This window comes from Mycobacterium gordonae (assembly GCF_001417955.2).
In the GTDB taxonomy this organism is placed as follows: Bacteria; Actinomycetota; Actinomycetes; order Mycobacteriales; family Mycobacteriaceae; genus Mycobacterium; species Mycobacterium gordonae_B.
In genome coordinates, this window is sequence record NZ_LKTM01000068.1 from 25,612 (window position 1) to 49,918 (window position 24,307).

Consider the following 24,307-nt stretch of genomic DNA (forward strand, 5'->3'; position numbering starts at 1 on the left):
GACTCCTCGAAGTGGGTTGCGGTCCACTGCTTGTCGACGACGACGGCACTGTCCTGAAAGCCCACGGCATTCCCTATGCGACTGCCGAACGGTTCGCCGCGCCCATTCCCGCCCCGAGGCACCGCGAGCCGCGCGACGCGACCAGGCGCGGTGCGGCGTGCCCGCAGGCAACGTCGCGGCTCGACTTCGTCAACGGCCCGATCGCCGACAGCCTCGCCAAAAGTGAACAGTGCCAGGTACTCAGCGTCACGGCACCGCACGACGCGCAGGGCTTGCCGGTGATGGTGTGGTTCCACGGCGGGGCGTACATGTCGGGTAGCGGAGAGGCGCCCAAATATGACCCGGACGCGCTGGCCACGGAAGGGCGCGTCGTGGTCGTCACGGTCAGCTACCGGCTCGGCATCTTCGGATACCTCAACCCCGACGCGGACGGGGTAGCGAACCTGGGGTCGCGGGATCAGATTCTGGCGTTGCAGTGGACCCGGCGCTACATCACGGCGTTCGGCGGCGACCCAGCGCGCGTGACGATCTTCGGTCAGTCCGCGGGCGCAGATGCGGTGCTGTCATTGATGCTCGGCAGCCATACCGCGGGTCTGTTCCACCGCGCGATCCTGCAAAGCGCCCCGCTCGGTCTGCGAAAGGGTAGAGAGGCGATGACGGCCGCGATGCGGGAGGCGGTGACCGCGGTGCTCGCGGGTGTCGCCGCTGGCGAGGCCACCGTGGAACAGCTGCTCGACGCCCAGACTGCCGCTGTGACAACGGCACAACGATTCGGCTTGGTCGGCGGATTTCCGTTCGCACCCATCGCAGGCGTGGATCCGATGCCTGCCGCGGGCGACGAAAGCCGCGTACTCACGGACGTGGCCGGCCGGGTCGAGATACTCGTCGGCTACACCCGCAACGACGCTGACGCGTTCGTCGCCATGGACCCACGGGGGCAACGACTTCAACGGCTGGGCCGGCCGGGCCGGGTCATGGCGCGATTGCTCGGTCAAGTACTGACCAGGCGGATATTCGGCGGCCCCGCGCGTGGCCTTGCCAACTTCTGGACGTCGAGTGGCGGCGCCGCCGCGACCTTCCGGGTGGACTGGTCACCTCCTGGCGCGCCCTTTCGCGCGTGTCACTGCATCGAACTGCCGCTGCTGTTCGGCACGCCGGAGATCTGGGCCGACGCGCCGATGCTCGGTCCGGGACCCGACTCGATCGACACCGAGCTGGCTCGCAGGACGCGAGGTTACTGGGCCGCCTTCGCCCACCACGGCGTCGCCGGCTTAGCCAGGTCCTCGCTCCGAATCTGAGCGGGTCACCTTGTCGGCCAACGCTGCCAGCTTGGCGTCGAGTTGCTCTGCGGCGCTCAGCAATTCAGGATTCGGTTCGACGACCATCAGCGACGACGGCTTGACGTAGGTGAGGCTGCTGCCGTTCGGTTCGTCAAGGATGAGTAGCTCCACCGGGGCGAACAGGCCCGCGGTCACGTCGTGACGCAGCATGGTGATCGCGATCAGGGGATTGCCGAGGATGACGCGCAGCGCCCTGCGGTCGATGCCGGCATTGGGCAGCCAGGACCCATGGTCGATCAGCGCGAAAAGCATGAATCCACTTGGGCCGACGTGTGGTTCGACCCCGGCCTGATAGCTTCGCCAGCTGTCTGACGGCTTGGTGACTTCGGCAAGGGGTACCGGTTGATCGCCGATGTCGGCGAGCAAGGCTGTCACCAGTTCGTCATAGCTCTTGGCGCTGTCGTATCGCACACGTACGCCCTGGAAGGGGGTCTCAGACGCTGACATGTTCGACCGCCTCAGGGTGAATGGTCTCGTGCACGTGTGGGGTGGGAGTGCGATCGACCCGCAAGCTCAGGAGTTCGGGTCGGCTGTAGTGCCCGCTGGCATCCATCAGGATCTTGCGGGTGTCGATCAGCGAGAAGTCCAGGTCGGCCACGACCTCGCCTTCACCGGAGCGCAGCGGCTCGCCGAGGTACTCGCCCTGGGGCGAGATAATCGCGGTGAAGAAACCGCCCGAGATCGGTGCGGTGGGGCTGTCCGTGTCCGCCGCGATCTGTGCCTGCTGATCGGCGTCGAGCCAAGCGGTGGCATTGACGACGAACGCACCCGACTCCAGCGCATGGTTGCGCACGCTGATCTCTGTCTGTTCGGCGAACAGGTCACCCCCGAACGATCCCGGGAACATGGCCGAGTGGATCTGCTCGCCATCGGCGATCAGCGCGTACCGAGCCAGTGGGTTGTAGTGCTCCCAGCAGGCCAACTGACCGACGCGCCCGACAGCGCTCTCCACCGCGCGCAACCCGCTTCCGTCGCCCTGTCCCCAGACCATCCGCTCGTGGTAGGTGGGAGTTGTCTTGCGGCGCCGCTGAATCAGCGTGCCGTCGGCGTCGAACAGCAACTGTGTGTTGTACAGCGACCCTCCGTCGCGTTCGGTGACTCCGACCGACACCACCATGTGGGCGGTGCGGGCAGCCGCCCCGATCGCCTCGACGGACGACGACGGTACGGTCACCGCCTGCTCCATCAATCTCAGGTGTTGCGAACGCATTTGGAACGGCCGCTGGACGAAGGAAAAGTATGGGTAGTAGGGGATGACCGTCTCGGGGAAGGTCGCGAACTGGACGCCGCGGGCGCCCAGGTCCGCGATCTTAGCGACCACCTTGTCGACAGTGCCCTCCCGGCTGTACAGCACCGGACTGAGTTGCACTGCGGCAGCACGGATTACGGTCATCTCCCTACTCCCCCTTTCTCAGGCCCCCCTAGAGCCGCTCGATGATGGTGGCGTTGGCCATGCCGCCGCCCTCGCACATCGTCTGCAGCGCGTAGCGTCCGCCGCGCTGCTCGAGCGCGTTGACCATGGTGGTCATGATGCGGGCACCGCTGGCGCCCAGCGGGTGACCAATCGCGATAGCACCGCCGTTGACGTTGGTCTTGGCCAGATCGGCTCCGGTGTCCTGCGCCCATGCCAGTACCACGGGCGCGAACGCCTCGTTGACCTCGAACAGGTCGATGTCGGCCAGCGTCAGGCCGGCACGCTGCAGCACCCGTTCGGTGGCAGGTATGACGCCGGTCAGCATGTAGAGCGGGTCAGAGCCCACCGCGGTGGCCGTATGGATGCGGGCCAGCGGCTTCAGGCCCAGCTTCGCCGCCGCCTCGCTGCTGGTGATCATCACCGCCGCGCTGCCGTCGGACAGCGGGGAGGAGTTGCCCGGCGTGATCTGCCAGTTGATCTGCGGGAACCGCGCCGCCATCGCCTCACTGTAGAACGCCGGTTTGAGCCCGGCCAGGGTGTCGACGGTGGTGCCGGGCCGGATGATCTCGTCGGTGGACAGCCCCGCGATCGGGATGAGCTCGTTGTCGAACAACCCGTCCTTGGTGGCGCGGGCGGCCTTCTCGTGGCTGGCGGCGGAGAACTCGTCGAGCTGGGCGCGGGAGAATCCCCACTTCGCGGCGATCAGTTCCGCGCTGATGCCCTGCGGCACCAGCCCGTCGGGGTAGCGCCGCGCCATGTCCTCGCCGAACGGGTTGCTGCCCGGCAATACCGACGTGCCCATCGGCACCCGGCTCATCGACTCCACACCGCCGGCGATGACGATGTCGTAGGCGCCGGCGATCACGCCCTGGGCGGCGAAGCTGATCGCCTGCTGGCTGCTGCCGCACTGCCGGTCGACTGTGGTGCCGGGTACCGACTCCGGAAAACCGGCCCCCAGCAAGGCATTACGGGCGATGTTGACGGCCTGGTCGCCGACCTGCGTGACGGCGCCGGCGATGACGTCGTCGACCTGCGCGGGATCCACGCCCGAACGGGCCACCACCTCGCGCAGGCTGTGGGCCAGCAGATCGGCCGGCAGCACGCCGTGCAGCGCACCGTTGGCCTTGCCCTTGCCGACAGGGGTCCGAACTGCGCCGACGATCACGGCATCACGGGTCATGGCTCCTCCTTGAGTCCTTAGCAGCTGAGTATTGCTGTCTATACTCAGCTATAACACCTGGGTATACTGAAAGCAACCCAGTCCGGAGGTGACGTGCGTGACAATGCTGCAGGGGCCGCTTGCTGATCGGGAGTCGTGGTCGGCGGTCGGGGAGTGCGCGATCGAGAAGACGATGGCCGTGGTCGGCACCAAGTCCGCCATGCTGATCATGCGCGAGGCCTATTACGGCACCACCCGGTTCGACGACTTCGCCCGCCGGATCGGCATCACCAAGGCGGCGACGTCGGCCCGGTTGGGCGAGCTCGTCGACCTCGGGCTGCTGCAACGCCGCCCCTATCGCGAGCCCGGGCAGCGCAGGCGCGACGAGTACGTGCTCACCGAGTCGGGCATCGAGTTCATGCCGGTGGTGTGGTCGCTGTTCCAGTGGGGTCAGCGGCATCTGCCGGGCAAACACCGGCTCCGGCTGGAACACGTGGGTTGTGGCGCCGCAGCGGAAGTCCAAATCCGCTGTGCCGAAGGGCATCTCGTTCCCGCGGAGGAGCTGGGTATGCGGGTGGTCAAGTCTCCCTGAGGGTGGCCAGCAGCCGGCGTGCCGCCGCGACGCGACGCGGCGCCGTCCCGCTGAGCGCGTCCAGCGCGCATTCGGGGTCGGCCGGCGGCCCCATGTGCCCGCAGCCCCGCGGACAGTCTTCGATGGCTTCGGAAAGATCGGAGAATGCCTTCATCACGTCGTCGGGCTGAATGTGGGCCAGCCCGAACGAGCGGATGCCGGGGGTGTCGATCACCCAACCGCCATTCGACAGCGGAAGCGCAACCGACTGCGTGGAGGTATGCCGGCCACGCCCGATATCCGTCACCTGCCCGACCGCTCGATCCGCCTCGGGCACAAGGCGATTCACCAGCGTCGACTTCCCCACCCCGGAGTGCCCGAGCAGCACGGTGATCTTGTCGTCGAGCAGGTCGGCCACCGCCAGCAGCGGATCGTCGACACCCGCGGCAACGACCGTCAGGTCCAGATCCACGAACTGCTCGGCGAACGGTTCGGGCGGCGCGAGGTCGGTCTTGGTCAGGCACAGGATCGGCCGCAGCCCGCCGGCGTACGCGGCGATCAGCGCGCGGTCCACCAGGCCACTGCGGGGCGGCGGATCGGCCAGGGCCACCACCATCAACAGCTGGTCGGCGTTGGCCACCACCACCCGTTCGGTCGGGTCGGTGTCGTCGGCGGTGCGCCGCAACACCGTTCGCCTCGGGCCGCGCCGCACGATGCGGGCCAGGGTGTCGGTCCGTCCGGACAGGTCACCGACGATGTCGACGTCGTCACCGACGACGATCGGGGTGCGGCCGAGCTCGCGGGCCCGCATGGCGACCACGCGGCGCTCGGGGTCCCCGCCCAGCACGCACCCCCAGCGGCCGCGGTCGACACTGACCACCATGGCGGACTCGGCGTCGGCGTGCTGGGGGCGAGTCTTCGTCCGGGGCCGCGACCCCTTGCCGGACCGGACCTTGACGTCGGACTCGTCGTAGTCGCCAGGCCTCAATCGCCCACCATTTCGCGCCACAGCTGCGGGAACTCGGGCAGCGTCTTGGTGGTGGCGGCGATGTCGTCGACTTCGACGCCGGGAACCCGCAGCCCGACGATGGCACCCGCCATCGCCATCCGGTGGTCGGCGTAGGCGTGCCAGAGGCCGGGCCGCAGCGGCGTCGCGGTGATCACCAGGCCGTCGTCGGTTTCCCGGCAGTCGCCGCCCAGGCGGTTGATCTCGGTACTCAGCGCGGCCAGCCGGTCGGTCTCGTGTCCACGCAGGTGTGCGATCCCGGTCAGCCGCGACACCGATCCCGGGCGGGCCAGCGCGGCCAGCGCGGCCACCGTCGGTGTCAGCTCGCCGACGTCGCGCAGGTCGGCGTCAAACCCTTCGTAACCTGCCGTGCCCTGTACCTCCAGGGCCGAATCGCTCTGTGTCACAACCGCACCCGTCTTCTTCAGCAGGTCCAGGATGTGCTCTGCGGGCTGCACGCTGGTCTGCGGCCAGCCGGTGATGCGGACGGTGCCACCGGTCACCACCGCGGCCGCGAGGAACGCGACCGCGTTGGTCAGGTCCGGTTCGACCTCCCAGTGCCGCGCCTTGACCCGCCCCGGTAGCACCTGCCAGCGGTTGGCGACCGAATCGTCGACTTCCACGCCGGCCTGCCGCAGCATCGCCACCGTCATCGCGATGTGCGGCGCCGACGGCAGCGACGCGCCGGTGTGCTGCACGGCCAGTCCCTCGGTGAACGACGCGCCGGACAGCAGCAGGCCCGAGACGAACTGTGAGGAAGCGGAGGCGTCGATGGCCACGGTGCCGCCGGCTACCGCGCCGCTGCCCTGCACCCGGAACGGCAGCGCCGAACCGTCGACCGGGACACCCAGTCCGCGCAGCGCATCGAGCAGCGGGGCGATCGGCCGGGCGCGGGCCTGCTCGTCGCCGTCGAAGACGACCGGGGTCGCGGTCAAGGCGGCCAGCGGCGGCACGAAACGCAGGACGGTACCGGCCAGGCCGCAGTCCACCCGGGCGCCAGGCGCGGGGCCGATGCCGCCGCTGACCGTCAGGTCGGGCCCGGGGCCCTCGACGCGCAGGCCCAGTGTCTGTAGCGCGCCGATCATCAGGTCGGTGTCGCGGCTGCGTAGTGCGCCGGTGATGGTGGAGGTGCCTTGGCCCTGCGCGGCCGCCAGCGCGGCCAGTATCAGGGTGCGGTTGGTCTGGGATTTCGAGCCCGGAACGGTCACGGTCGCGTGCACCGGTGTCGGTGTGGACGGGGCCTGCCATGCGTTCACCGGTCCATCATCTCTTGTCGGGGTCATCTGCCACCATTGGAGATATGTGCGGACGGTTCGCAGTCACCACGGATCCGGCCCTGCTGGCCGAGAAGATCAAGGCAATCGACGAGGCCACGGGCTCCGATGAACGGGCCTCCGAGCCCAACTACAACGTGGCCCCCACCACGACGATCGCCACCGTGGTGACCCGCCACGACGAGCCCGACGATCAACCCACCCGCCGGGTGCGCCTGATGCGGTGGGGTCTGTTGCCGCCGTGGGTGAAGGCCGACGCTGACGGTAAGCCGGAAACCAAGGGTCCGCTGCTGATCAACGCGCGCGCCGACAAGGTCGCCACCTCGCCGGCCTTCCGGGGCTCCGCCAAGGGCAAGCGCTGCCTGGTTCCGATGGACGGCTACTACGAATGGCGCGCCAATCCCGACGGTGGGACCGCGAAAAAGGCAGGCAAGACACCGTTTTTCATGCACCGGCGGGACGGTGAACCGCTGTTCGCGGCCGGTTTGTGGTCGGTCTGGAAATCCGACAAAGAGGCGAAGCCGTTGCTCAGTTGCACCATCATCACCACCGACGCGGTGGGCGAGCTGGCCGAGGTCCACGACCGCATGCCGCTGATGTTGGGTGAGGGCGACTGGGATGCCTGGTTGAACCCGGACGCGCCGCTGGATCCCGAACTGCTGGCACGCCCGCCGGACGTGCGGGACATCGAGATGCGCGAGGTGTCCAAACTGGTCAACAACATCCGCAACAACGGGCCGGAGTTGCTGGAGCCGGCCGAGCCGGAGCCCGGGCAGATGACGTTGCTCTAGGCGCTGGCGTGCGACCTAGCATGCGTATGTGACCGGCAAATACACCCACACGTTCGAAGAAATCCAGGACCGCCCCGTCGCCGTGATCGGTGCGGGCACCCTGGGCCGTCGCATCGCGCTGATGATGGCGAGTCGCGGGGGACCGGTGCGGATCTACGCCCGGCGCGCCGAGCAGCGGGACGAGGCGGTCGGGTACGTCACCGAATCTCTGCCGAAACTGTTGACTGACAGAGGCTTTGGTGAGTTGGGTACCGCTGTCGGCGCCGCGACTCTGCCGGAGGCGCTCGACGGCGCCTGGCTGGCCGTCGAGTCGGTGCCCGAGCGGCTGGACATCAAGATCCCGTTGTGGGGCGACATTGACCAGGCCGCACCGCCGGGCACCATCTTCGCCACCAACTCGTCGTCCTTTCCGTCGCGGCTGATGGCCGAAATGTGCGCGACAAGACGCGCCTGTGCAACATGCACTTCAATATGCCGCCTGAGTTCAACGCTCTGGAACTGATGTCGGACGGCCAGACCGACCGTGGCCTGCTGGACACTCTGCTGGCCGTGCTGCCCGAATTCGGGGTGCATCCTTTCGAAGCCCGCAAGGAGTGCACCGGGTTCATCTTCAACCGGGTCTGGGCGGCCATCAAGCGCGAGTGCGTCGCCGTCGTCGCCGAGGGGGTAGCCCGCCCCGAAGATGTCGACGGCATTTGGAAGGTCAATTTTGGCTTCCCGGTGGGGCCGTTCCAGATGATGGACCTGGTCGGCCTGGACGTGGTGCTCGACATCGAGAACAACTACGCGCAGGAGTTTCCGCACCTGCCGCAGAGCGTGCGGGATCTACTGCAGTCTTACGTCGACGCGGGCAAGCTGGGCGTGAAGACGGGCGAGGGTTTCTACGACTGGGGAAAAACTCAATAGTGGGCGCGCACTTGAGCTTTGCCGGGGCCATCGTCGTCGGCGCCTTTCAGGGAGTCACCGAATTGTTTCCGATGTCCAGCCTCGGACATGCGAAGACCTGAACGTGACGGCGCCGCAGTCGCCCTATCTGGCGTTCATCGTCGGAGTTCACGTCGGGGCCGCCAGCCTGGTCTGGCCGGCCGTGCGCTGACACGTCACGGCAGCCGCTGATCTACTTCGAACGCGAGACAGAGTTCTGCGACGTCTTTGGGACGGGTGAGCGTCCTGCCGGTCAACTCCTCGATGCGACGCAGCCGGTGCCGCACCGTGTTCGGGTGGCAATAGATCTGTGCCGCAGTGTCATTGGCTGAGCCGCCGGCAGCCAGCCAGGCACGGAAGGTGTCGACCAGGATGGCCCGTTCCTCGGCCGGCATGCCGTCCAGCCGACCCAGTACCGAGGATCTGATGCGCGTCATGACCTCGGGTGCACTGACCGCCGCGAGGGCAAGCGGAGTGTCGTCGAACACGGTGACCAGGTCGGGGGAGTTACCGGCGACCGCCAGCCGGGCATAGCGCAACGCGTCTGCGGTCTCGGGCAGTTCGTGGAACGGCGGACTGATTCCGACCCGGGCCGCGGCTGCATGCCCAAGCACCTCCACCAGGGTGTTGAGGGTGTGCGCCGGTTCCCGAAGATGGACGATGCCGACCTGAAGTTCGGGCAGCAGTCGCCAGGCGGACCGAATGTCGCGGGCGGACAGCCTGTTCTCGATGGCCGGCAGGCCGAGCTTGCCGATCGCCGGCAGTTCCGCCGCCACCACGACGTACGGCCCCGAGGTGGGCAGCCGTAACAGGTCCGCAGCCTCCCACAGGCTCTGCCGGTCGGTCATCCGGCGCGACAGCAGCGCTTCCACCAGCGCCGAGCGTTCCTCCTCCCGCTCCAGGATCTGCACCGTCAGCTGTTCCCGGTAGGCGTCGCTCATCGCCTGGGTGAACCTCTCCTGGGCAAAGAAGACCCGAGAGGTCGCATTCAGAATGGAGTCGGTGGGTATAGCTGCCTCGCGTGCGACGGCGAGGGTCTGCTCCCACATGAAGCGAAAGCCGATCCGGTACGCGGTCATCACCGCCGGCAGCGGCACCCCGCTGATCGCCCGTGCGGTGCCGGTGCGCTCGGCGGGCGCCACGTCCGCGCCGCCGTCGGAATCACTGGCGAGCGAGTCGAAGATGAATGTCAGGTTGGCGACGCAGCTTTCGCGTACCTCGTCCTTCGACACGACGGTCCCGTCGCTGTAGGCGTCGATCTCGCGGCACAACTGTTCGGCCATGGCTTCACCCAGACTCGGAGCGCGGGCCAGCATCAGCCTGCCGAGTTCGATGACGTGTGGGTCCACCGTCGTGCCGACGCCCATGGTCAAACCTTAAGCCCGTTGTGCGCGGGAACACCGAACCGGGTTTCACGTTGTCGGCGGGGACATTGTCGTTCGAGGCCGCCGGCACGACGCTGGAGTCAGGCCCAGACAAGCACTTCCCGGAGGCAGACCCATGACCGCATTGAGCACCAATCTCGTTGTGTCGAAAGACCTTTACCCCGACCGCGTGGCCCTGCGCTGCGACGACCTGCAGTTCACCTTCGCCGAGTTCGACGCCGCGGCATCGCGGGTCGCGACCCTGCTCGAGCGGGCCGGCATCCAGCCCGGCGACCGGGTCGGCCTGATGCTGCCCAACACCCCCGCCTACGCCATCGCGTTCTTCGGAATCATGTACCGGGGCGCCGTCGCCGTGCCGATGAACCCGCTGCTCAAGTCCCGCGAGGTTTCCTACTACCTGTCCAACAGCGGTGCCACCGCGTTGTTCGCCACGCCCGCCTTCGCTGCGGAGGCCACCGCCGGGGCCGACGAGGTCGGAGCCCGGTGCTGGCTCGTCGACGACGCCGGACTGGCCGGGCTGATCGCCGACCTGCCCGCTCAGAACGGTCCGGTCCAGCGGGCCGCCGACGATGTAGCAGTCATCGTGCACACGTCCGGCACTACTGGAAAACCCAAGGGCGCCATGCTCACTCACGGCAACATCGGTCACAACGCCGACGTCACGGTGCGCACCCTGGCGAAGATCGGGCCCGACGATGTGGTGATGGGTTGCCTGCCGCTGTTTCACGTCTTCGGGTTGACGGGAGCGCTCAACAGCGCGGTGCGCGCGGGTGCGACGTTGACGCTGATACCCCGGTTCGACCCGCGCAAGGCGCTTGAGGTGATCGAGCGCGACTGCGTGACGGTCTTCGAAGGCGTGCCGACGATGTACTCCGCGCTGCTCGGTGCCGCCGACGCGGCGGCGGGGACGCGGACTCTGCGGACCTGCGTGTCCGGCGGCGCCGCCCTGCCCGTGCAGGTTCTCGTCAATTTCGAAACAACCTTCGGCTGCACCGTTCTCGAGGGCTACGGGCTCTCCGAAAGCTCCTCGGCGGCCGCCTTCAATCATCCTGACCGACCGCGCAAGCCCGGTTCCATCGGCACGCCCATCGACGGGGTGGAAATGCGGGTCGTCGACCTGAGCGGGGCCGAGGTTGCGCAAGGGGAGACCGGGGAGATCCAGATCCGGGGCCACAACGTGATGAAGGGCTACTGGAATCTGCCGGAAGCCACCCGGGCCACCATCACCGAGGACGGCTGGCTGCACACCGGCGACGTCGGACGTGTCGACGAAGACGGCTTCTACTACATCGTCGACCGCATCAAGGACCTGATCATCCGCGGGGGATACAACGTCTATCCCCGGGAGATCGAGGAAGTGCTCTACGAGCACCCGGCGGTGGCCGAAGCCGCCGTCGTCGGCATCCCGCACAACTCGCTCGGCGAGGAAGTCGGCGCCGCGGTCGCCCTGAAGAAGGACAGCGTGGTGACCGTCGAGGAACTGCGCGACCACGTCAAGAGCCGGGTCGCCGCCTATAAATACCCGCGCCTGGTCTGGCTCGTCGACGAGCTGCCCAAGGGCCCCACCGGCAAGGTCCAGAAGCGCGACATCACCGTCCCTACCACCGAAAGCACCCGATAACCATGGCCACTCAACACAAACCAGACGAACTGGCCGCCCCGCTGGACCTGTTGCTCACCAGCGCCACCCGGCCCTTCGCCAGTCGGATGATGCCCGACGCCACTTGGGCGCGGGTCGCCGGAAGCCTCGCGCAACAGCCGGGCGCCGTCGCGGACCGGGTCGGCACCCTGACCCGTGAACTCGGCAGAATCGCCGCAGGCAAGTCGCAACGCGCGCCGGCGCGGGCCGACAAACGGTTCAGCGACCCTGCGTGGCAGGAGAATCCACTGCTGCACCGAATCATGCAGGCCTACCTGGCCGGGGCCGAGACGGCCGGCGAACTGCTGGACGACGCCGCACTCGACTGGCGCGACAAGGAAAGGATGCAGTTCGTCCTCGACAACGTGGTCGAGGGGCTGGCCCCGAGCAACAATCCGCTGATCAGTCCGCTCGGCTGGAAGGCGCTGATCGACACCGGTGGGCTGAGCGCCGTGCGCGGCCTCAAAGCCTTTGCCCGGGACATGCTTTCGAAGCCGCGCGTGCCGGCGATGGTTGAGCCTGACGCCTATGTGGTGGGCGAGACGGTGGCCGTCACCAAGGGTGCCGTGGTGCTGCAAACCTCGATGTTCGAACTCATCCAGTACGCCCCGCAGACCGCGAAGGTACGGGCGATCCCGCTGCTCATGGTGCCGCCGGTGATCAACAAGTACTACGTCATGGACATCGCGCCCGGCCGCAGCATGATCGAGTACTTCGTCAGTCAAGGCCAACAGGTGTTCGTCATCTCATGGCGCAATCCACAGGCCAGGCACCGGGATTGGGGATTCGACGCCTACGGCGCGGCGATCATCGAGGCGATGGACGCCGTGCAGAAGATCGCCGGGACCGACAACACCCACCTGCTGGCCACCTGCTCGGGCGGCATCCTCGCCGCCATGACGGCTGCCCACCTGGCCGACATCGGTGAGGGCGACCGGGTCGCGGGCCTGACGCTGGCCGTCACCGTCCTCGACGAGACCCGGGCCGGCGTAGCCGCGGCGGCGATGAGCGAACGGGCGGCGCAGGCCGCGATTCGGGTGTCGGCCAAGAAGGGATTTCTCGACGGCCGCGACATGGCGGAGATGTTCGCCTGGCTACGCCCCACCGATCTGGTGTGGCGATACGTGGTGAACAACTATGTCCAAGGTCGTAAGCCCGCGGCGTTCGACGTGTTGTTCTGGAACGCCGACACCACCCGGATGGCCGCCGCGCTGCACCGCGACATGGTGTTGATGGGGCTGCGGAACGCGCTGCTGACCCCCGGCGCGGTGAGCATGCTGGGTAGTCCGGTCGACCTGGGCAAGGTCACCTCGGACGCCTACGTGATCGGCGGCGTCGCCGACCACATCTCACCGTGGCAGGCCACCTATCGCAGTGCGCGCCTGCTGGGCAGCAAGGACAACAGTTACGTGTTGTCCACCAGCGGTCACATCGCGGCCCTAGTCAACCCGCCCGGCAATCCGAAGGCGTCCTACCGGGTCGGTCCGGTGGGCGAGGAGGATCCACAACAGTGGCTCGACACCGCCGAGAAATTCGCCGACTCCTGGTGGCCGCATTACGTGGCCTGGCTGGCCGACCGCAGCGGGCCCGAGATCGACGCTCCGAAAGCCCTGGGCGGGGAGGGCCTTCCGCCGCTGGGACCGGCGCCCGGCAGTTATGTGATGGAAAAGTGAGCCACTACGTCACGGCGGGCGGCCAGCGGATCCGGGTCGAGGTTCGGCCCGGAACCGGGGTGCCGCTGGTGCTGTGCAACGGTATCGGCGCCAGTCTCGAGGTACTGGACCCGCTGGTCGAGCAATTCGGTTGTCCGGTAATCAGATTCGACGTCCCGGGCACCGGGGGATCGCCGACTTCGCCGCTGCCCTACGGCTTTCCCTACCTCGCCTGGGTATTGGGTCGGGTGCTGACGAAGCTGGATTTCGGCGTGGTTGACATCCTCGGCCTGTCCTGGGGTGGCGCGCTGGCGCAGCAGTTCGCGTTTCAGAATCCGCGGCGGTGCCGGCGGCTGGTCCTGGTGGCGACCGGAACCGGAGCGCTGATGGTGCCTGCCCACCCGCGCGTGCTGGCGAAAATGGTTACCCCGCGCCGCTTCTCGGATCCCGATTACGCGGCCTACATCGCCGGTGAGCTCTACGGCGGTACCGTCCGCGCTCATGGTGAGGACGTGGCGCGGCTGTTCGTCAAGCAGTTGCATGCCGGCTCCAAGGTCGGCTACCTGCATCAGCTGCTCGCGGGTTCGGTGTGGACCAGCCTGTTCGCGTTGCGGGCGGTGCGGCAGCAGACGTTGATCGTGGCGGGCACCGACGACCCGATCATCCCGGTGATCAACGCGCACATCATGCACCGGTTGCTTCCCCATTCCCGTCTGCACCTGCACGCGGGCGGGCATATCGACGTGGTGCACAACGCCGCCGAGCTGGCGCCCGTCATCGAGGGTTTCCTGACCGCTAAGCCTGGATCGGGGCGGTGACGGCGCCGGTCAACCGGATCAGATCCTGCGGCGCAACCGCCACGTCCCAACCGCGGCGGCCCGCGCTGCAGTACACGGTCTCCCAGGCCAGCGCTCCGGCATCCAGCACGGTCGGCAGCCGCTTGCGCTGCCCGAACGGGGACACCGCACCCAGCACGTAGCCGGTGGTCCGCTCGGCGACCGCGGGTTCGGCCATGGCGGCCTTCCCGACGCCCAGCGCCCCGGCGGCTGCCTTCAGCGACAACTTCGACGACGCCGGCAGGATGGCCACCGCCAGGCCGCCGGGCACCGCGATAATCAGCGTCTTGTAAATCTGTTCTGCCGCAATGCTTCCCGACTCAGTCAGCGCACTGACCGCTTCGGCGCCGAAAGAGCGTTCGCGGGAATCGTGGTCGTACTTCACCACCTGGTGCGGCACACCGGCTTTGGTCAGTGCCGCCAAAGCCGGTGTCGCGGCGGCCGTCACGTCAGGGCTGGGTGTACCCCGGCGGGTTGACGCCGTCCACCCAGAAGTCGACGCCGAGCTTCCCGCCCGGCACGCAGTCGTAGACCGACAGGTCGCTGACGCCGGACTCGAGCAGCACGTCCTCGCACAGCGCCATGTTGCCGGTGTACTCCCGCGAGGGCTTGTTGAGGATGACGTAGGCGGCGTCGGAGTACACCTCGGGCTTGCGGGCACGCGCCATCGCCTCGTCGCCGCCGAGCAGGTTCTGCACCGCTGCGGTGGCCACCAAGGTGCGCGGCCACAAGGTGTTGGACGCGATGCCCTCTTGGCGCATCTCCTCCGCGATTCCCAAGGCGCACAACGTCATACCGAACTTGGCCATCATGTACGCCGTCGGCTTCAGCCACTCCTTGCCCAGCAGGACCGGGGGCGACAGCGTCAGGATGTGCGGGTTCTCCCGGCCCTTCAGGTGCGGGAGACAGGCCTGCGACACGGCGTAGGTGCCGCGCACCTGGATTCCGTTCATCAGGTCGAAGCGCTTCATCGGCACTTCGAGGATCGACCCCAGGTTGATGGCCGAGGCGTTGTTGACGCAGATGTCGATGCCACCGAACTGCTCGACGGTCTTGGCGACGGCGGACTCCACCGAGTCCGGGTCGCGGACGTCGCCGACGATCGGCAGGGCCTGTCCGCCGGCTTCCTCCAGTTCCTTGGCGGCGGTGTACACCGTGCCGGGAAGCTTCGGGTGCGGCTCGGCCGTCTTTGCGATCAGGGCGATGTTGGCGCCGTCTTGGGCGGCGCGCTTGGCGATCGCCAGGCCGATACCGCGGCTGGCGCCGGAGATGAACATGGTTTTGCCGTTGAGAGACATGGCCGTCACATTAACGCCACCTGCCATTGAGCCCGTGCGCGGGATCACACGCCGGAAATAGCGCGCCGGAAATTGCCGTTATGTGAGGCGGTGACTGCACGGTTCGGTGGCGGCCTTTAGATTGAAGGAGGGAGTTCGGTGTCAACTGCGACGAGCCTCTTGGGTGCGGAGCGGTTGGATCGCTTCCTTGCGAGTCCGGCGGCGTGGTTTGCGCGCCCCGGCGACACCGCAACCGAAGGGACCGTATTAATCAAGATGGCCGACATCGATGGCGAGACCGGGCTAGACGGTGCCACGAACGGGCCGCCCAAGCCTGACGAGACCGACGCCGAGCTGACGGCGCGCTTCGAACGCGACGCGATTCCGCTGCTCGACCAGCTCTACGGCGGTGCGCTGCGCATGACGCGCAATCCGGCCGATGCCGAGGACCTGCTGCAGGAGACGATGGTGAAGGCGTACGCCGGATTCCGTTCGTTCCGCGAGGGCACCAATCTCAAGGCGTGGCTGTACCGGATTCTGACCAATACCTACATCAACAGCTACCGCAAGAAACAGCGGCAGCCGTCGGAGTATCCGACCGAGGAGATCACCGACTGGCAGCTGGCTGCCAACGCGGAGCACACCTCGACCGGACTGCGCTCGGCGGAGGTCGAGGCACTCGAGTCGCTGCCGGACACCGAGATCAAAGAGGCGCTGCAAGCGCTGCCGGAAGAGTTCCGGATGGCGGTTTACTACGCGGACGTCGAAGGTTTTCCGTATAAAGAGATCGCCGAGATCATGGGAACGCCGATCGGTACCGTGATGTCCCGGCTGCACAGGGGCCGCCGTCAGCTGCGCGAGTTGCTGGCTGACGTGGCCAAGGATCGTGGTTTCACCCGCGGTGAGCAGGCACACGAGGAGGTGTCGTCATGAGTGAGTCCTGCGGCCGACCCAGCGAGCACGATGACCACGGTGCCTTCGGCTGTGCCGAGGTGATCGCCGAGGTATGGACGCTGCTCGACGGCGAGTGCACCCCTGAGAAGAAGGAAAGCCTGCGCCGGCACCTCGAGGCATGCCCCGGATGCTTTCAGCATTACGGCATCGAGGAGCGGCTCAAAGCCCTGATCGCGACCAAATGCAGTGGTGAGAAGGCGCCCGACACGTTGCGCGAGCGCCTCCGGCTGGAAATCCGCCGGACGACGATCGTCCGGGGAGAGTTTCAGGCCTGAGGTTTAGGCGTTGGGGCGCTTGCCGTGGTTGGCCTTGCTGTGCTTGCGGTCACGCTTCTTGCGGCCACGCTTGGCCATGATGGAACCTCGTTTCGTCTGAATGAGCTGGGCGGCACACCGGCCGCCGGGTTGCCCTCCAGTGTCTCATGAGACCGGCGACGCGCCCTCATTAGCCCGCGCGGCGCCACCCCGACCCGCCTTATGGTTCGATATACGCAGAATCGGCCGATACGAGTGGGGTGATGATGTCCGAGGAGGTCCGCGCCGAGATCGTGGCCAGCGTGCTCGAAGTCGTGGTCAACGAAGGCGACCAAATCGGCCAGGGTGACGTCGTGGTGCTGCTGGAATCCATGAAGATGGAGATCCCGGTGCTGGCCGAGGTCGCCGGAACCATCAGCAGGGTGAGCGTTGCCGTCGGTGATGTGATCCAGGCCGGCGACCTTATAGCCGTGATCAGCTAGCCGTCAGGCGTCACTCACTGCATGTCCACTCTCGGTAATCTGCTCGCCGAGCACACCGTTCTGCCCGGCAACGCCGTCGATCACCTGCATGCCGTGGTGGGGGAGTGGCAGTTGCTGGCCGACCTGTCCTTTGCCGATTACCTGATGTGGGTCCACCGGGACGACGGCATGCTGGTGTGCGTGGCGCAGTGCCGGCCCAACACCTCGCCTACGGTGTTGCAGACCGACGCGGTCGGCAGCGTCGTCTCGGCCGACCGGCTGCCGCTGGTCGCTGAAACGTTCAGCTCCGGGGTCGCTATCCAGGAAAGCGAAGCGGCAGAAAACCATTCGTGGCAATTGCCTGGCCCCAACATCGTGGCGTCCCCGGTCCGCTACGGCGGCCAGGTGGTGGCGGTGCTCACCCAGCACCAGACTGAACTGGCCGCGCAGCGCATGTCGGGCCACCTGGAAACCGCGTACCGGGAGTGCGCCGTCGACCTGCTGCACATGATCGCCGAGGGCACCTTCCCCGACGTCGGGGACGTCGCCATGTCCCGTTCGACCCCGAGGGCGGGTGACGGCTTCATCCGGCTCGATGTGGAGGGCATCGTCGCCTACGCCAGTCCCAATGCGTTGTCGGCCTACCACCGGATGGGCCTGACCAGTGAACTGGAAGGCCACAACCTCATCAAGGTCACCCGTCCGCTGATCTCGGACCCGTTCGAGGCGCAAGAGGTTGCCGAACACGTGCTCAACCTGCTGGCCGGCGGGTCCAGCATGCGGATGGAGGTGGACGCCGGCGGCGCCACCGTGCTGCTGCGGACGCTGCCGCTGGTGGTCCACGGTGAGAACGTGGGCGCGGCGATCCTGATCCGCGACGTCACCGAGGTGAAGCGGCGGGACCGCGCGCTGATTTCCAAGGACGCCACCATCCGTGAGATTCACCACCGGGTGAAGAACAACCTGCAGACGGTGGCGGCCCTGTTGCGGCTGCAGGCCCGCCGCACCGTCAACGCCGAGGGGCGCGAGGCTTTGATCGAGTCGGTGCGCCGGGTGTCGTCGATCGCGCTGGTGCACGACGCTCTGTCGATGTCGGTGGACGAGCAGGTGAATCTGGACGAGGTCATCGACCGGATCCTGCCGATCATGAACGACGTGGCCTCGGTGGACCGGCCGATCCGGATCAACCGGGTGGGCGACCTGGGGGTGCTGGACTCCGACCGGGCGACGGCGCTGATCATGGTGATCACCGAACTGGTGCAGAACGCGATCGAGCACGCGTTCGATCCGTCGGCCACCGGGGGATCGGTGACGATTCGCGCCGAACGCTCGGCGCGGTGGCTGGACGTCGTGGTGCACGACGACGGGCGTGGCCTACCGGACGGGTTCAGCCTGGAGAAGTCGGACAGCCTGGGGCTGCAGATTGTGCGGACGCTGGTGTCCGCGGAGCTGGACGGCTCCCTGGGGATGCGAGAAGGCCCCGACCGCGGCACCGACGTGGTGCTGCGGGTGCCGATCGGCCGGATGGGGCGGTTGCTGGTTTAGGCGGGCAGCAATACGGCCCCGATGAAATCGGGGCCGTAAAGCTGCTTAGCTGAGTTGTCAGACTCCGCTGCGGGCCTTCGTCCGGGCGTTGCGACGCTTGAGTGCGCGCCGCTCGTCTTCGCTCATCCCACCCCAGACGCCCGAGTCCTGACCAGTATTCAGAGCCCATCCGAGACACTCTGTGGTCACCGGACACCGATTACAGACCAGTTTCGCGTCAGCGATCTGCGCGAGTGCCGGGCCGCTGTTCCCAACCGGGAAGAACAGCTCCGGATCCTCGTCACGGCAGACCGCCCTGTGGCGCCAATCCATTAGTTGCTACTCCTCACTAAGTGCGCAGCACTGCGCACGGGCATTTTTCTTCTTGGCTGTTGAGCGTGCTCAAGAAAGGTTTCCGTACCTCTGCATATTTCTGCATGCAACCTTTTGATCGTTTCACAGGCTCAACAGATGTCAATAGTGTTACGCGGGCCCGTGGGGTATCTCACTTCATCGAACTCTTACACAAGCCCTTACTCCGTTGTACTACACTACTCGGGAAATTTCGCCCCACATTTTTGTCGCGGGCTTGTCACATCTTCGATTTCCGCAGGTCGGCGACGTTATTTTGGCGGAGGCGCGACGACCGCCAAGGCGGCCGGTACGGCCCGGAAGGTCATGGTTTCGCGCAGCCCGAGGTATTCTCCGTCGTACTGACAGGCGGCCGGCCCCGCCATCGTGCTGACGCGGATGTGGCTGATGTCATCGTCCCGGATGAGCTGTTCGGCTTCCAGCTTCGGTCGCTTGGCGAGCAGCTGGCGCAGCAGTCGCAGGGTAGGTATCAGCTTCATGCTGGTGAGCGCGAACAGCCCCAGGCCGGTCTCGAAGCTGCAGCCCGGGTTGGTGACCATCGGCCGGTCGTCGCTGTAGGTCCACGGGCTGGTGTTGGACACCCAGACGAAGTGGACGCCGGAGACGGGCTCGTGGTCGGGCCGCTCCAGGATCAGGTTGGGCTCGCGGCGGCTGAACCTCACCGAGACCGGGGTGGCCACCCGCCAGTAGCGCAGCGGGGTGATCTTGTGGCCCTTCTTCCGCTCTTCTTCGACTGCCTGGACCACTTCCGCGTCTACGCCCATGCCGGCGTTGACCAGCGCGTATATCTCGCCGCAGTCGATCAGGCTGATGCGGCGCCACTCGTGGTGGCGCTCGTAGGCGTTCAGCAGGGCGATGAGCTGGTCGGTCGCGCCGGAGGCGTCTCGCGGGATGCCCAAAGCCCTGGCCAGTACGTTCGCCGATCCGCCGGGGATGATGCCCAGCGCCGGAACCGGTCCTGCCGGGGCGGAGCCGGGCCGGCCGAGCATGCCGTTGACCACCTGGTTGACCGTTCCGTCGCCGCCGTGCACGACGACGAGATCGAACTCGTCGGCGACGGCCTTGCGTCCGAGCTCCTCGGCGTGACCGGAGTAGTTGGTGAGCTCGATGGTGAGGTCGAGCCGATTGCCCAGGGCGTGCCCCACCAGTTGGCGGGCGCTCGGCGTGATGGTGGTGGCAATCGGATTGACGATCAACATGGCACGCATGACGTTTGAGCTTAGGCGTGACGACGATGCGGGCCGGGACGGGCCGCTGAGGAGAAGCGCGATTGTGATGGGGCGTGACGACGATGCGGGCCGGGACGGGCCGCTGAGGAGAAGCGCGACGGGCCGCTGAGCTTCATTCGACCCGTTCGGCACCAGAATCTGCGTTCCCGCGCGATACTCACCCAGAGGACCGCGGCCAACGCCCACCGGCCGCGCTGCCTGTTGGTCCCGACGCCGCCGGAGGGAGTGCATGGAGTTGCGAGTTCCGGTTACACCAACCAGCCACCGGCGCAATGGCTCTCGCGTTGTCTAACCCCGACGGCGCGCGAGGGGTAGATGACCGTCCTCGCCCGATGGTGGGCTCCTTCGTGGATGCCTGTGTTGGTCTGGATTCGGACGGTCGCGTGCTGGAGTGGAACGGCGCCGCGACCGCGATGTTGGGCTGGGCCGCGGCGGAAGCGGTCGGGCAGCCGCTGGCGGAGCTTCTGCGAGTCTCTGCCGGCGAGCAGAGCGGCTTGGCGTTGCAGGCCCTGGTGGACTGCTTGCGCACCGGCCGGTCGCCGGTTGTCGGCAACGTCGTTGCACAGGTAGTTCGCGCCAAAGACGGCACCGAACTACCCGTCGAAATGGTCGTCCTCGCGGTCCGTTCTGCGCCGAGTGTGACGTTGCATGCACTCGTTCGCGACATGACCGGGGTGTCTGGGGACCGAGCTGTTCAGTGCAGTACCCCGACCATGTTCAAGGCCGTGTTCGATAGCGCGCCGATCGGTATTGCCGTTGTCGGTCTGGACGGCAGCTTCCAGTGGGTCAACCGGGCGCTGTGTCGCATCACCGGATACCACGAGCAGGAACTGACCCGGTTGACGTTCCAGGACATCACCTTCCCCGACGATCTCGACTCGGACCTCTATGAAGCCACCCGGCTGCTGCACGGTGAGATCACCAGCTATCAGATCGATAAGCGCTACTACGCCAAGGACGGACACCTGATCTGGGTCCACCTCTCGGCTTCGATGGTCCGCGACGCGGACGGTCAGCCTCTGCACTTCATCTCCCACATTGAGGACATCTCCGCTCGCAAACGCGACGAAGAACTCCTCCGGCACCAGGCGACTCGAGACCCCTTGACCGGAGTGCTCAACCGCGCGCAGTTCGCCGAGGAACTCGCCCAGCACGGCGCGCTGCTCAGCCGTCATGGCTATCAGGGAGAGGCGGCGGTGTTGATGATCGACCTCGACGGCCTCAAGCGGATCAACGATCAGTACGGCCACGCGGCCGGGGACGGCTACATCGAGAGCGTGGCCCAGATCATCAGCTGCCAGCTACGCCTGTCTGACGTCTTCGCCCGCATCGGCGGCGATGAATTCGCCGCTCTGCTGCCCCACACCTCCGCCGACAAGGCTCGCCAACTGGCCTGCACGCTGGTGGAGCGGGTACGAACGCACTCGCCCGGGAGCGTCACGATCGGCGTCAGCATGATCACCCCCGGGCAACTGGGCAGTGATGCCCTGCATCAGGCGGACCAAGCCATGTACCAGGCAAAACAACGGGGCGGCGGCTGCACTTTCGGCCCCTGACGCCAACCCTGGGCAATCTCGGCCCGCGCGGCGCAGCCTGACTACGCTGGCGCTGTGACCGTTCCCGCCCCGTCCGTCGTCCGTCGAGCCGGATTCATCGTCGCGGCCCAAGGTGTCGCTGGGCTCGTAGTGGCCGCGATCCTCGTTGTCCGTGGGCTCGCCGGAGCCGATCAGCATGTCGTCAACGGACTGGGCACGGCGGCGTGGTTCGCGGTGATCGGGGCCGGGGTGCTGGCGGCCGGGCTGGCCCTGGTGAGGGGCAAGCGCTGGGGCCGGGGACTGGCCGTGTTCACACAGTTACTGCTGCTGCCGGTGGCCTGGTACCTGGCGGTCGGTTCGCACCGGCCGGTGTTCGGCACTCCGGTGGCGCTGGTGGCGCTGGTGACCTTGGCGCTGCTGTTCAGTGGGCCGGCGGTGCGGTGGGCCGCCGGGCGGGATCAGCCCGGTCCGGCCAGCGCGGCCAGTTCGGGCCCCGACACCCGGTAGGTGGTCCACTCGGTCTGCGGCCGCCCGCCGACGCCGTCGTACAGCGCGATTGCGTCGGTGTTCCACTTGAGCACCGCCCACGACAGCCTGCTGTAGCCGTTGCGCACGCATTCGGAGGCCAGGGCCGCGAGCAGCCCGCGGGCCAAGCCGCGTCTACGAAAGCGCGGTCGCACGTAGAGGTCCTCGAGGTAAACGCCCGCCACCCCGTCCCAGGTGGAGAAGTTCAGAAACCACAGGGCCATCGCGGCGATCTGGCCGTCGCACTCGGCCACGTGTCCGTGCACCGTCGGCGCGTCTCCGAAAAGTGCTGCAGTGATCTGCTTTTCGGTCACGGTGCACTCGTCGGCGGCGTGCTCGAACTCGGCGAGCTGGTGGATCATGGCCGTGATGTCGGCAACGTCGTCCGGTGTGGCCCGGCGGATCTGCTCGGTCACTGCTGCACTCCCAGTGCTCTCAATATCGTCGCGAATTTCGTGGTGGTTTCCGCGACTTCGTCGTCGGGATCGGATTCGGCGACGATGCCACCGCCCGCCCGGGCCAGTGCGGTGCGGCGGTCGGCCGACAACTCGGCGCACCGGATCGACACCACCCAGTAACCGTCGCCGCGTGCATCGCACCAACCCACCGCTCCGGCGTAGAACCCGCGGTCGCCCTCCAAGGCATCGATCAACTCGACCGCCTGTCGGGTCGGCACCCCGCCGACCGCCGGGGTGGGGTGTAGCGCCAGGGCCAGATCGATTGCGCTGGTTGAAGTATCGCGAAGGTGGCCGACAATCGGGGTGCACAAATGCCAGACGGCCGCGGTGCGGCTCAGTTGCGGTTCGGCGGCGATGGTCAGGTCGTCACACAGCGGCTCGAGCGCCGCGCGCATGGTGTCGATGACCAGCTGGTGTTCGTGGCGATTCTTGTCGGATCCGGCCAGCGCGGCGCCATTGGCCGCGTCGGTGTCGGGGTCATCCGAGCGGGGCGCTGAACCGGCGAACGGCCGGCACACGACCTGTTCACCGGATCTGGCGACCAACAGTTCCGGGCTGGCGCCGACCAGGGCCGCCCCGGTGTAGGCCGGGCCGGCCGCACTCAGGTCGGTGAGGAAGCCGTACGCCGTCGGGTCGGCGTCGACGAGGCGTCGCAGGACGGCGCGGCCGTCGACGGGTGCGTCGGCGGACAGCCGCAACGCGCGGGCCAGCACCACCTTGCGCAGCGGATTGTCCGGCGCCCCAAGCTGTTCGCGGGCGCGCCTGATGCGGTCGCGATGCTCGTCACTGGGCGGTACGGCGGCGCCGATGTGAACGGCCGGCAGCGGATCGGTCGGCCAGTCGGGCAGCGCATCGATGCGGCGCAGTGTGTCCGGGGTCAGTAGCGCTGCCGGTCGCGTGACATCGAAAGGCAACGCGCCCAACACTATTGAGGCCCGACCCGTGTGCAGTGCCGCTTGCGCCGAGGCAATGTCGGGGAAGCTGTCACGGGCCCGATCGGCGACCAGCGTCCCCCGTGGCCCGGTCAGCGCAAACGCCGGTTCGGGGCTCACGCGATCGCAGACGGTTTCGGATGGCAGCTCAAGCCGAGCTGAGCGAGTTGCCGGATGCCGTGCTCGAACCCGCAGATCGCGATGGTGGCGGTGGGCATGCCGAAGCGGCTGCCCTCGCGCAGATCGAACTGGCACCACCGGGTGATGACTGCGCGGGAGAAGTGGCCGTGGCTCACCAAGAGCACGTCGCGTGACTCCATGTTCTCCAGCGCCAGAGCGATGGCCCGGTCGGCACGATCGCTGACCTGTGCGACGCTTTCGCCCCCGGGACAGCCGTGCGTCCACACCAGCCAGTCCGGGTCGGTTTCGTGGATCTGCGGAGTGGTCAGTCCCTCATAGTCGCCGTAGTCCCACTCGGCGACCAGCGGCGTGACCTGGTCGACGATGAGTCCGGCCAGGTCGGCGGTGACCAGGCTCCGGCGGCGCGGGCTGCAGATCACCATCGGGCGCTTGAGGTGAAGGTCGCCCAGCACCACCCCGGCGAACTCCGCCTGTTCCCGGCCGGCGCCGGTCAGCTCGATGTCGGTGCGGCCGGTGTGCTGCCCCGATTTCGACCATTCGGTCTCCCCGTGGCGCAACAGCACCAGCCGGTGATCTTGTACGCCCATGCTCGCGATTCTGCCCGAGACACGCCGAGAGCCGTGCCGGGCCCGCCACCCGAACGAGGCAACGGGT

At 67.3% G+C, this 24,307-nt stretch carries 26 protein-coding genes and 2 pseudogenes; 14 read left to right on the forward strand and 14 right to left on the reverse strand.

The window, feature by feature from the left end; all coding sequences use genetic code 11:
* Positions 1-11 precede the first annotated feature (11 nt).
* Positions 12-1,298 (forward strand): carboxylesterase family protein, encoded by a 1,287-nt coding sequence (locus AO501_RS08590; protein WP_231752406.1) that lies wholly within the window; start codon positions 12-14, stop codon positions 1,296-1,298.
* On the opposite strand, the gene AO501_RS08595 is transcribed toward AO501_RS08590, so the two are convergent.
* Genes AO501_RS08595 through AO501_RS08605 form a run of 3 tightly spaced genes read right to left on the reverse strand, consistent with a single transcriptional unit; the run spans position 1,272 to position 3,934 of the window.
* Entirely contained in the window at positions 1,272-1,787 is a 516-nt protein-coding gene (locus tag AO501_RS08595) for a DUF302 domain-containing protein (protein WP_055577322.1), read from the reverse strand. The genes AO501_RS08590 and AO501_RS08595 overlap by 27 nt on opposite strands.
* Positions 1,774-2,733 (reverse strand): nitrilase-related carbon-nitrogen hydrolase, encoded by a 960-nt coding sequence (locus AO501_RS08600; RefSeq protein ID WP_055577323.1) that lies wholly within the window; start codon positions 2,731-2,733, stop codon positions 1,774-1,776. Before AO501_RS08600 ends, AO501_RS08595 begins: the two co-directional genes overlap by 14 nt.
* Before the next feature lie 28 nt (positions 2,734-2,761).
* Positions 2,762-3,934 (reverse strand): thiolase family protein, encoded by a 1,173-nt coding sequence (locus AO501_RS08605; RefSeq protein WP_055577324.1) that lies wholly within the window; start codon positions 3,932-3,934, stop codon positions 2,762-2,764.
* A 97-nt stretch (positions 3,935-4,031) separates the two neighbouring features.
* On the opposite strand from AO501_RS08605, the gene AO501_RS08610 reads away from it, so the two are divergent.
* A complete protein-coding gene (locus AO501_RS08610) occupies positions 4,032-4,505 on the forward strand; it encodes a winged helix-turn-helix transcriptional regulator (protein ID WP_055577325.1) in 474 nt (157 codons plus the stop codon).
* Here AO501_RS08610 and rsgA read toward each other — a convergent pair.
* A complete protein-coding gene (gene rsgA / locus AO501_RS08615; protein WP_055577326.1) occupies positions 4,492-5,472 on the reverse strand; it encodes a ribosome small subunit-dependent GTPase A in 981 nt (326 codons plus the stop codon). The two genes, AO501_RS08610 and rsgA, sit on opposite strands and share 14 nt — an antisense overlap.
* The gene (gene aroA / locus AO501_RS08620; RefSeq protein ID WP_156452414.1) at positions 5,469-6,746 is read right to left on the reverse strand and encodes a 3-phosphoshikimate 1-carboxyvinyltransferase; all 1,278 of its coding nucleotides are present in this window, start codon (positions 6,744-6,746) and stop codon (positions 5,469-5,471) included. Before aroA ends, rsgA begins: the two co-directional genes overlap by 4 nt.
* A gap of 44 nt (positions 6,747-6,790) precedes the next feature.
* Between aroA and AO501_RS08625 the strand changes: the two genes are divergently transcribed.
* The 3 genes and pseudogenes from AO501_RS08625 to AO501_RS37010 form a co-directional block, all read left to right on the forward strand.
* The gene (locus tag AO501_RS08625; RefSeq protein WP_055577328.1) at positions 6,791-7,555 is read left to right on the forward strand and encodes an SOS response-associated peptidase; all 765 of its coding nucleotides are present in this window, start codon (positions 6,791-6,793) and stop codon (positions 7,553-7,555) included.
* Positions 7,556-7,583: 28 nt separating this feature from the next.
* A pseudogene (locus AO501_RS08630) lies at positions 7,584-8,461 on the forward strand (3-hydroxyacyl-CoA dehydrogenase family protein).
* A pseudogene (locus tag AO501_RS37010) lies at positions 8,461-8,627 on the forward strand (undecaprenyl-diphosphatase); the annotation flags it as partial. The pseudogenes AO501_RS08630 and AO501_RS37010, both read left to right, overlap by 1 nt.
* 28 nt (positions 8,628-8,655) lie before the next feature.
* On the opposite strand, the gene AO501_RS08635 reads toward AO501_RS37010, so the two are convergent.
* Complete coding sequence (locus tag AO501_RS08635; protein ID WP_055577329.1) at positions 8,656-9,846, reverse strand: PucR family transcriptional regulator; 1,191 nt, start codon at positions 9,844-9,846, stop codon at positions 8,656-8,658.
* A 133-nt stretch (positions 9,847-9,979) separates the two neighbouring features.
* Between AO501_RS08635 and AO501_RS08640 the strand changes: the two genes are divergently transcribed.
* The 3 genes from AO501_RS08640 to AO501_RS08650 are packed head-to-tail and all read left to right on the forward strand — an operon-like array spanning position 9,980 to position 13,973.
* On the forward strand, positions 9,980-11,485 hold the full coding sequence (locus AO501_RS08640; RefSeq protein WP_055577330.1) for a long-chain-fatty-acid--CoA ligase: 1,506 nt from the start codon (positions 9,980-9,982) through the stop codon (positions 11,483-11,485).
* A gap of 2 nt (positions 11,486-11,487) precedes the next feature.
* On the forward strand, positions 11,488-13,176 hold the full coding sequence (locus AO501_RS08645; RefSeq protein WP_055577331.1) for a PHA/PHB synthase family protein: 1,689 nt from the start codon (positions 11,488-11,490) through the stop codon (positions 13,174-13,176).
* On the forward strand, positions 13,173-13,973 hold the full coding sequence (locus tag AO501_RS08650; protein WP_055577332.1) for an alpha/beta fold hydrolase: 801 nt from the start codon (positions 13,173-13,175) through the stop codon (positions 13,971-13,973). Before AO501_RS08645 ends, AO501_RS08650 begins: the two co-directional genes overlap by 4 nt.
* On the opposite strand, the gene AO501_RS08655 is transcribed toward AO501_RS08650, so the two are convergent.
* Positions 13,951-14,439, reverse strand: coding sequence for an aminoacyl-tRNA deacylase (locus tag AO501_RS08655; protein WP_055577333.1), 489 nt, complete (start codon positions 14,437-14,439; stop codon positions 13,951-13,953). The genes AO501_RS08650 and AO501_RS08655 overlap by 23 nt on opposite strands.
* 1 nt (position 14,440) lies before the next feature.
* Positions 14,441-15,289, reverse strand: coding sequence for an SDR family oxidoreductase (locus tag AO501_RS08660; protein WP_055577334.1), 849 nt, complete (start codon positions 15,287-15,289; stop codon positions 14,441-14,443).
* 255 nt (positions 15,290-15,544) lie between these two features.
* Here AO501_RS08660 and AO501_RS08665 point away from each other — a divergent pair, with 255 nt between their 5' ends.
* Together AO501_RS08665 and rsrA are read left to right on the forward strand one after the other, a co-directional pair.
* Complete coding sequence (locus tag AO501_RS08665) at positions 15,545-16,201, forward strand: sigma-70 family RNA polymerase sigma factor (RefSeq protein WP_197419802.1); 657 nt, start codon at positions 15,545-15,547, stop codon at positions 16,199-16,201.
* The gene (gene rsrA / locus AO501_RS08670; protein WP_055577336.1) at positions 16,198-16,497 is read left to right on the forward strand and encodes a mycothiol system anti-sigma-R factor; all 300 of its coding nucleotides are present in this window, start codon (positions 16,198-16,200) and stop codon (positions 16,495-16,497) included. The genes AO501_RS08665 and rsrA overlap by 4 nt, the downstream gene beginning before the upstream one ends.
* Positions 16,498-16,500: 3 nt before the next feature.
* On the opposite strand, the gene AO501_RS40670 is transcribed toward rsrA, so the two are convergent.
* A complete protein-coding gene (locus tag AO501_RS40670; RefSeq protein ID WP_011728008.1) occupies positions 16,501-16,575 on the reverse strand; it encodes a 50S ribosomal protein bL37 in 75 nt (24 codons plus the stop codon).
* A 167-nt stretch (positions 16,576-16,742) separates the two neighbouring features.
* Here AO501_RS40670 and AO501_RS08675 point away from each other — a divergent pair, with 167 nt between their 5' ends.
* Positions 16,743-16,958, forward strand: a complete 216-nt coding sequence (locus AO501_RS08675; protein ID WP_055577378.1) for a biotin/lipoyl-binding carrier protein — start codon at positions 16,743-16,745, stop codon at positions 16,956-16,958.
* A gap of 21 nt (positions 16,959-16,979) precedes the next feature.
* Positions 16,980-18,482, forward strand: coding sequence for a sensor histidine kinase (locus AO501_RS08680; RefSeq protein WP_055577337.1), 1,503 nt, complete (start codon positions 16,980-16,982; stop codon positions 18,480-18,482).
* A gap of 57 nt (positions 18,483-18,539) precedes the next feature.
* Here the strand turns inward: AO501_RS08680 and whiB1 are convergent, their stop codons facing one another.
* Positions 18,540-18,794 (reverse strand): transcriptional regulator WhiB1, encoded by a 255-nt coding sequence (gene whiB1, locus AO501_RS35240; protein ID WP_036353357.1) that lies wholly within the window; start codon positions 18,792-18,794, stop codon positions 18,540-18,542.
* 290 nt (positions 18,795-19,084) lie between these two features.
* The gene (locus AO501_RS08685; RefSeq protein WP_055577338.1) at positions 19,085-20,041 is read right to left on the reverse strand and encodes a diacylglycerol/lipid kinase family protein; all 957 of its coding nucleotides are present in this window, start codon (positions 20,039-20,041) and stop codon (positions 19,085-19,087) included.
* 353 nt (positions 20,042-20,394) lie between these two features.
* Here AO501_RS08685 and AO501_RS08690 point away from each other — a divergent pair, with 353 nt between their 5' ends.
* Together AO501_RS08690 and AO501_RS08695 are read left to right on the forward strand one after the other, a co-directional pair.
* A complete protein-coding gene (locus tag AO501_RS08690; RefSeq protein ID WP_055577339.1) occupies positions 20,395-21,618 on the forward strand; it encodes a sensor domain-containing diguanylate cyclase in 1,224 nt (407 codons plus the stop codon).
* Between the two features lie 54 nt (positions 21,619-21,672).
* A complete protein-coding gene (locus tag AO501_RS08695; RefSeq protein WP_055577340.1) occupies positions 21,673-22,104 on the forward strand; it encodes a hypothetical protein in 432 nt (143 codons plus the stop codon).
* Here the strand turns inward: AO501_RS08695 and AO501_RS08700 are convergent.
* Genes AO501_RS08700 through AO501_RS08710 form a run of 3 tightly spaced genes read right to left on the reverse strand, consistent with a single transcriptional unit; the run spans position 22,056 to position 24,240 of the window.
* Positions 22,056-22,538, reverse strand: a complete 483-nt coding sequence (locus AO501_RS08700) for a GNAT family N-acetyltransferase (RefSeq protein ID WP_055577341.1) — start codon at positions 22,536-22,538, stop codon at positions 22,056-22,058. The two genes, AO501_RS08695 and AO501_RS08700, sit on opposite strands and share 49 nt — an antisense overlap.
* The gene (locus AO501_RS08705) at positions 22,535-23,632 is read right to left on the reverse strand and encodes an isochorismate synthase (protein ID WP_055577342.1); all 1,098 of its coding nucleotides are present in this window, start codon (positions 23,630-23,632) and stop codon (positions 22,535-22,537) included. The genes AO501_RS08700 and AO501_RS08705 overlap by 4 nt, the downstream gene beginning before the upstream one ends.
* Entirely contained in the window at positions 23,629-24,240 is a 612-nt protein-coding gene (locus AO501_RS08710) for an acid phosphatase (protein WP_055577343.1), read from the reverse strand. The genes AO501_RS08705 and AO501_RS08710 overlap by 4 nt, the downstream gene beginning before the upstream one ends.
* Positions 24,241-24,307: the final 67 nt, after the last annotated feature.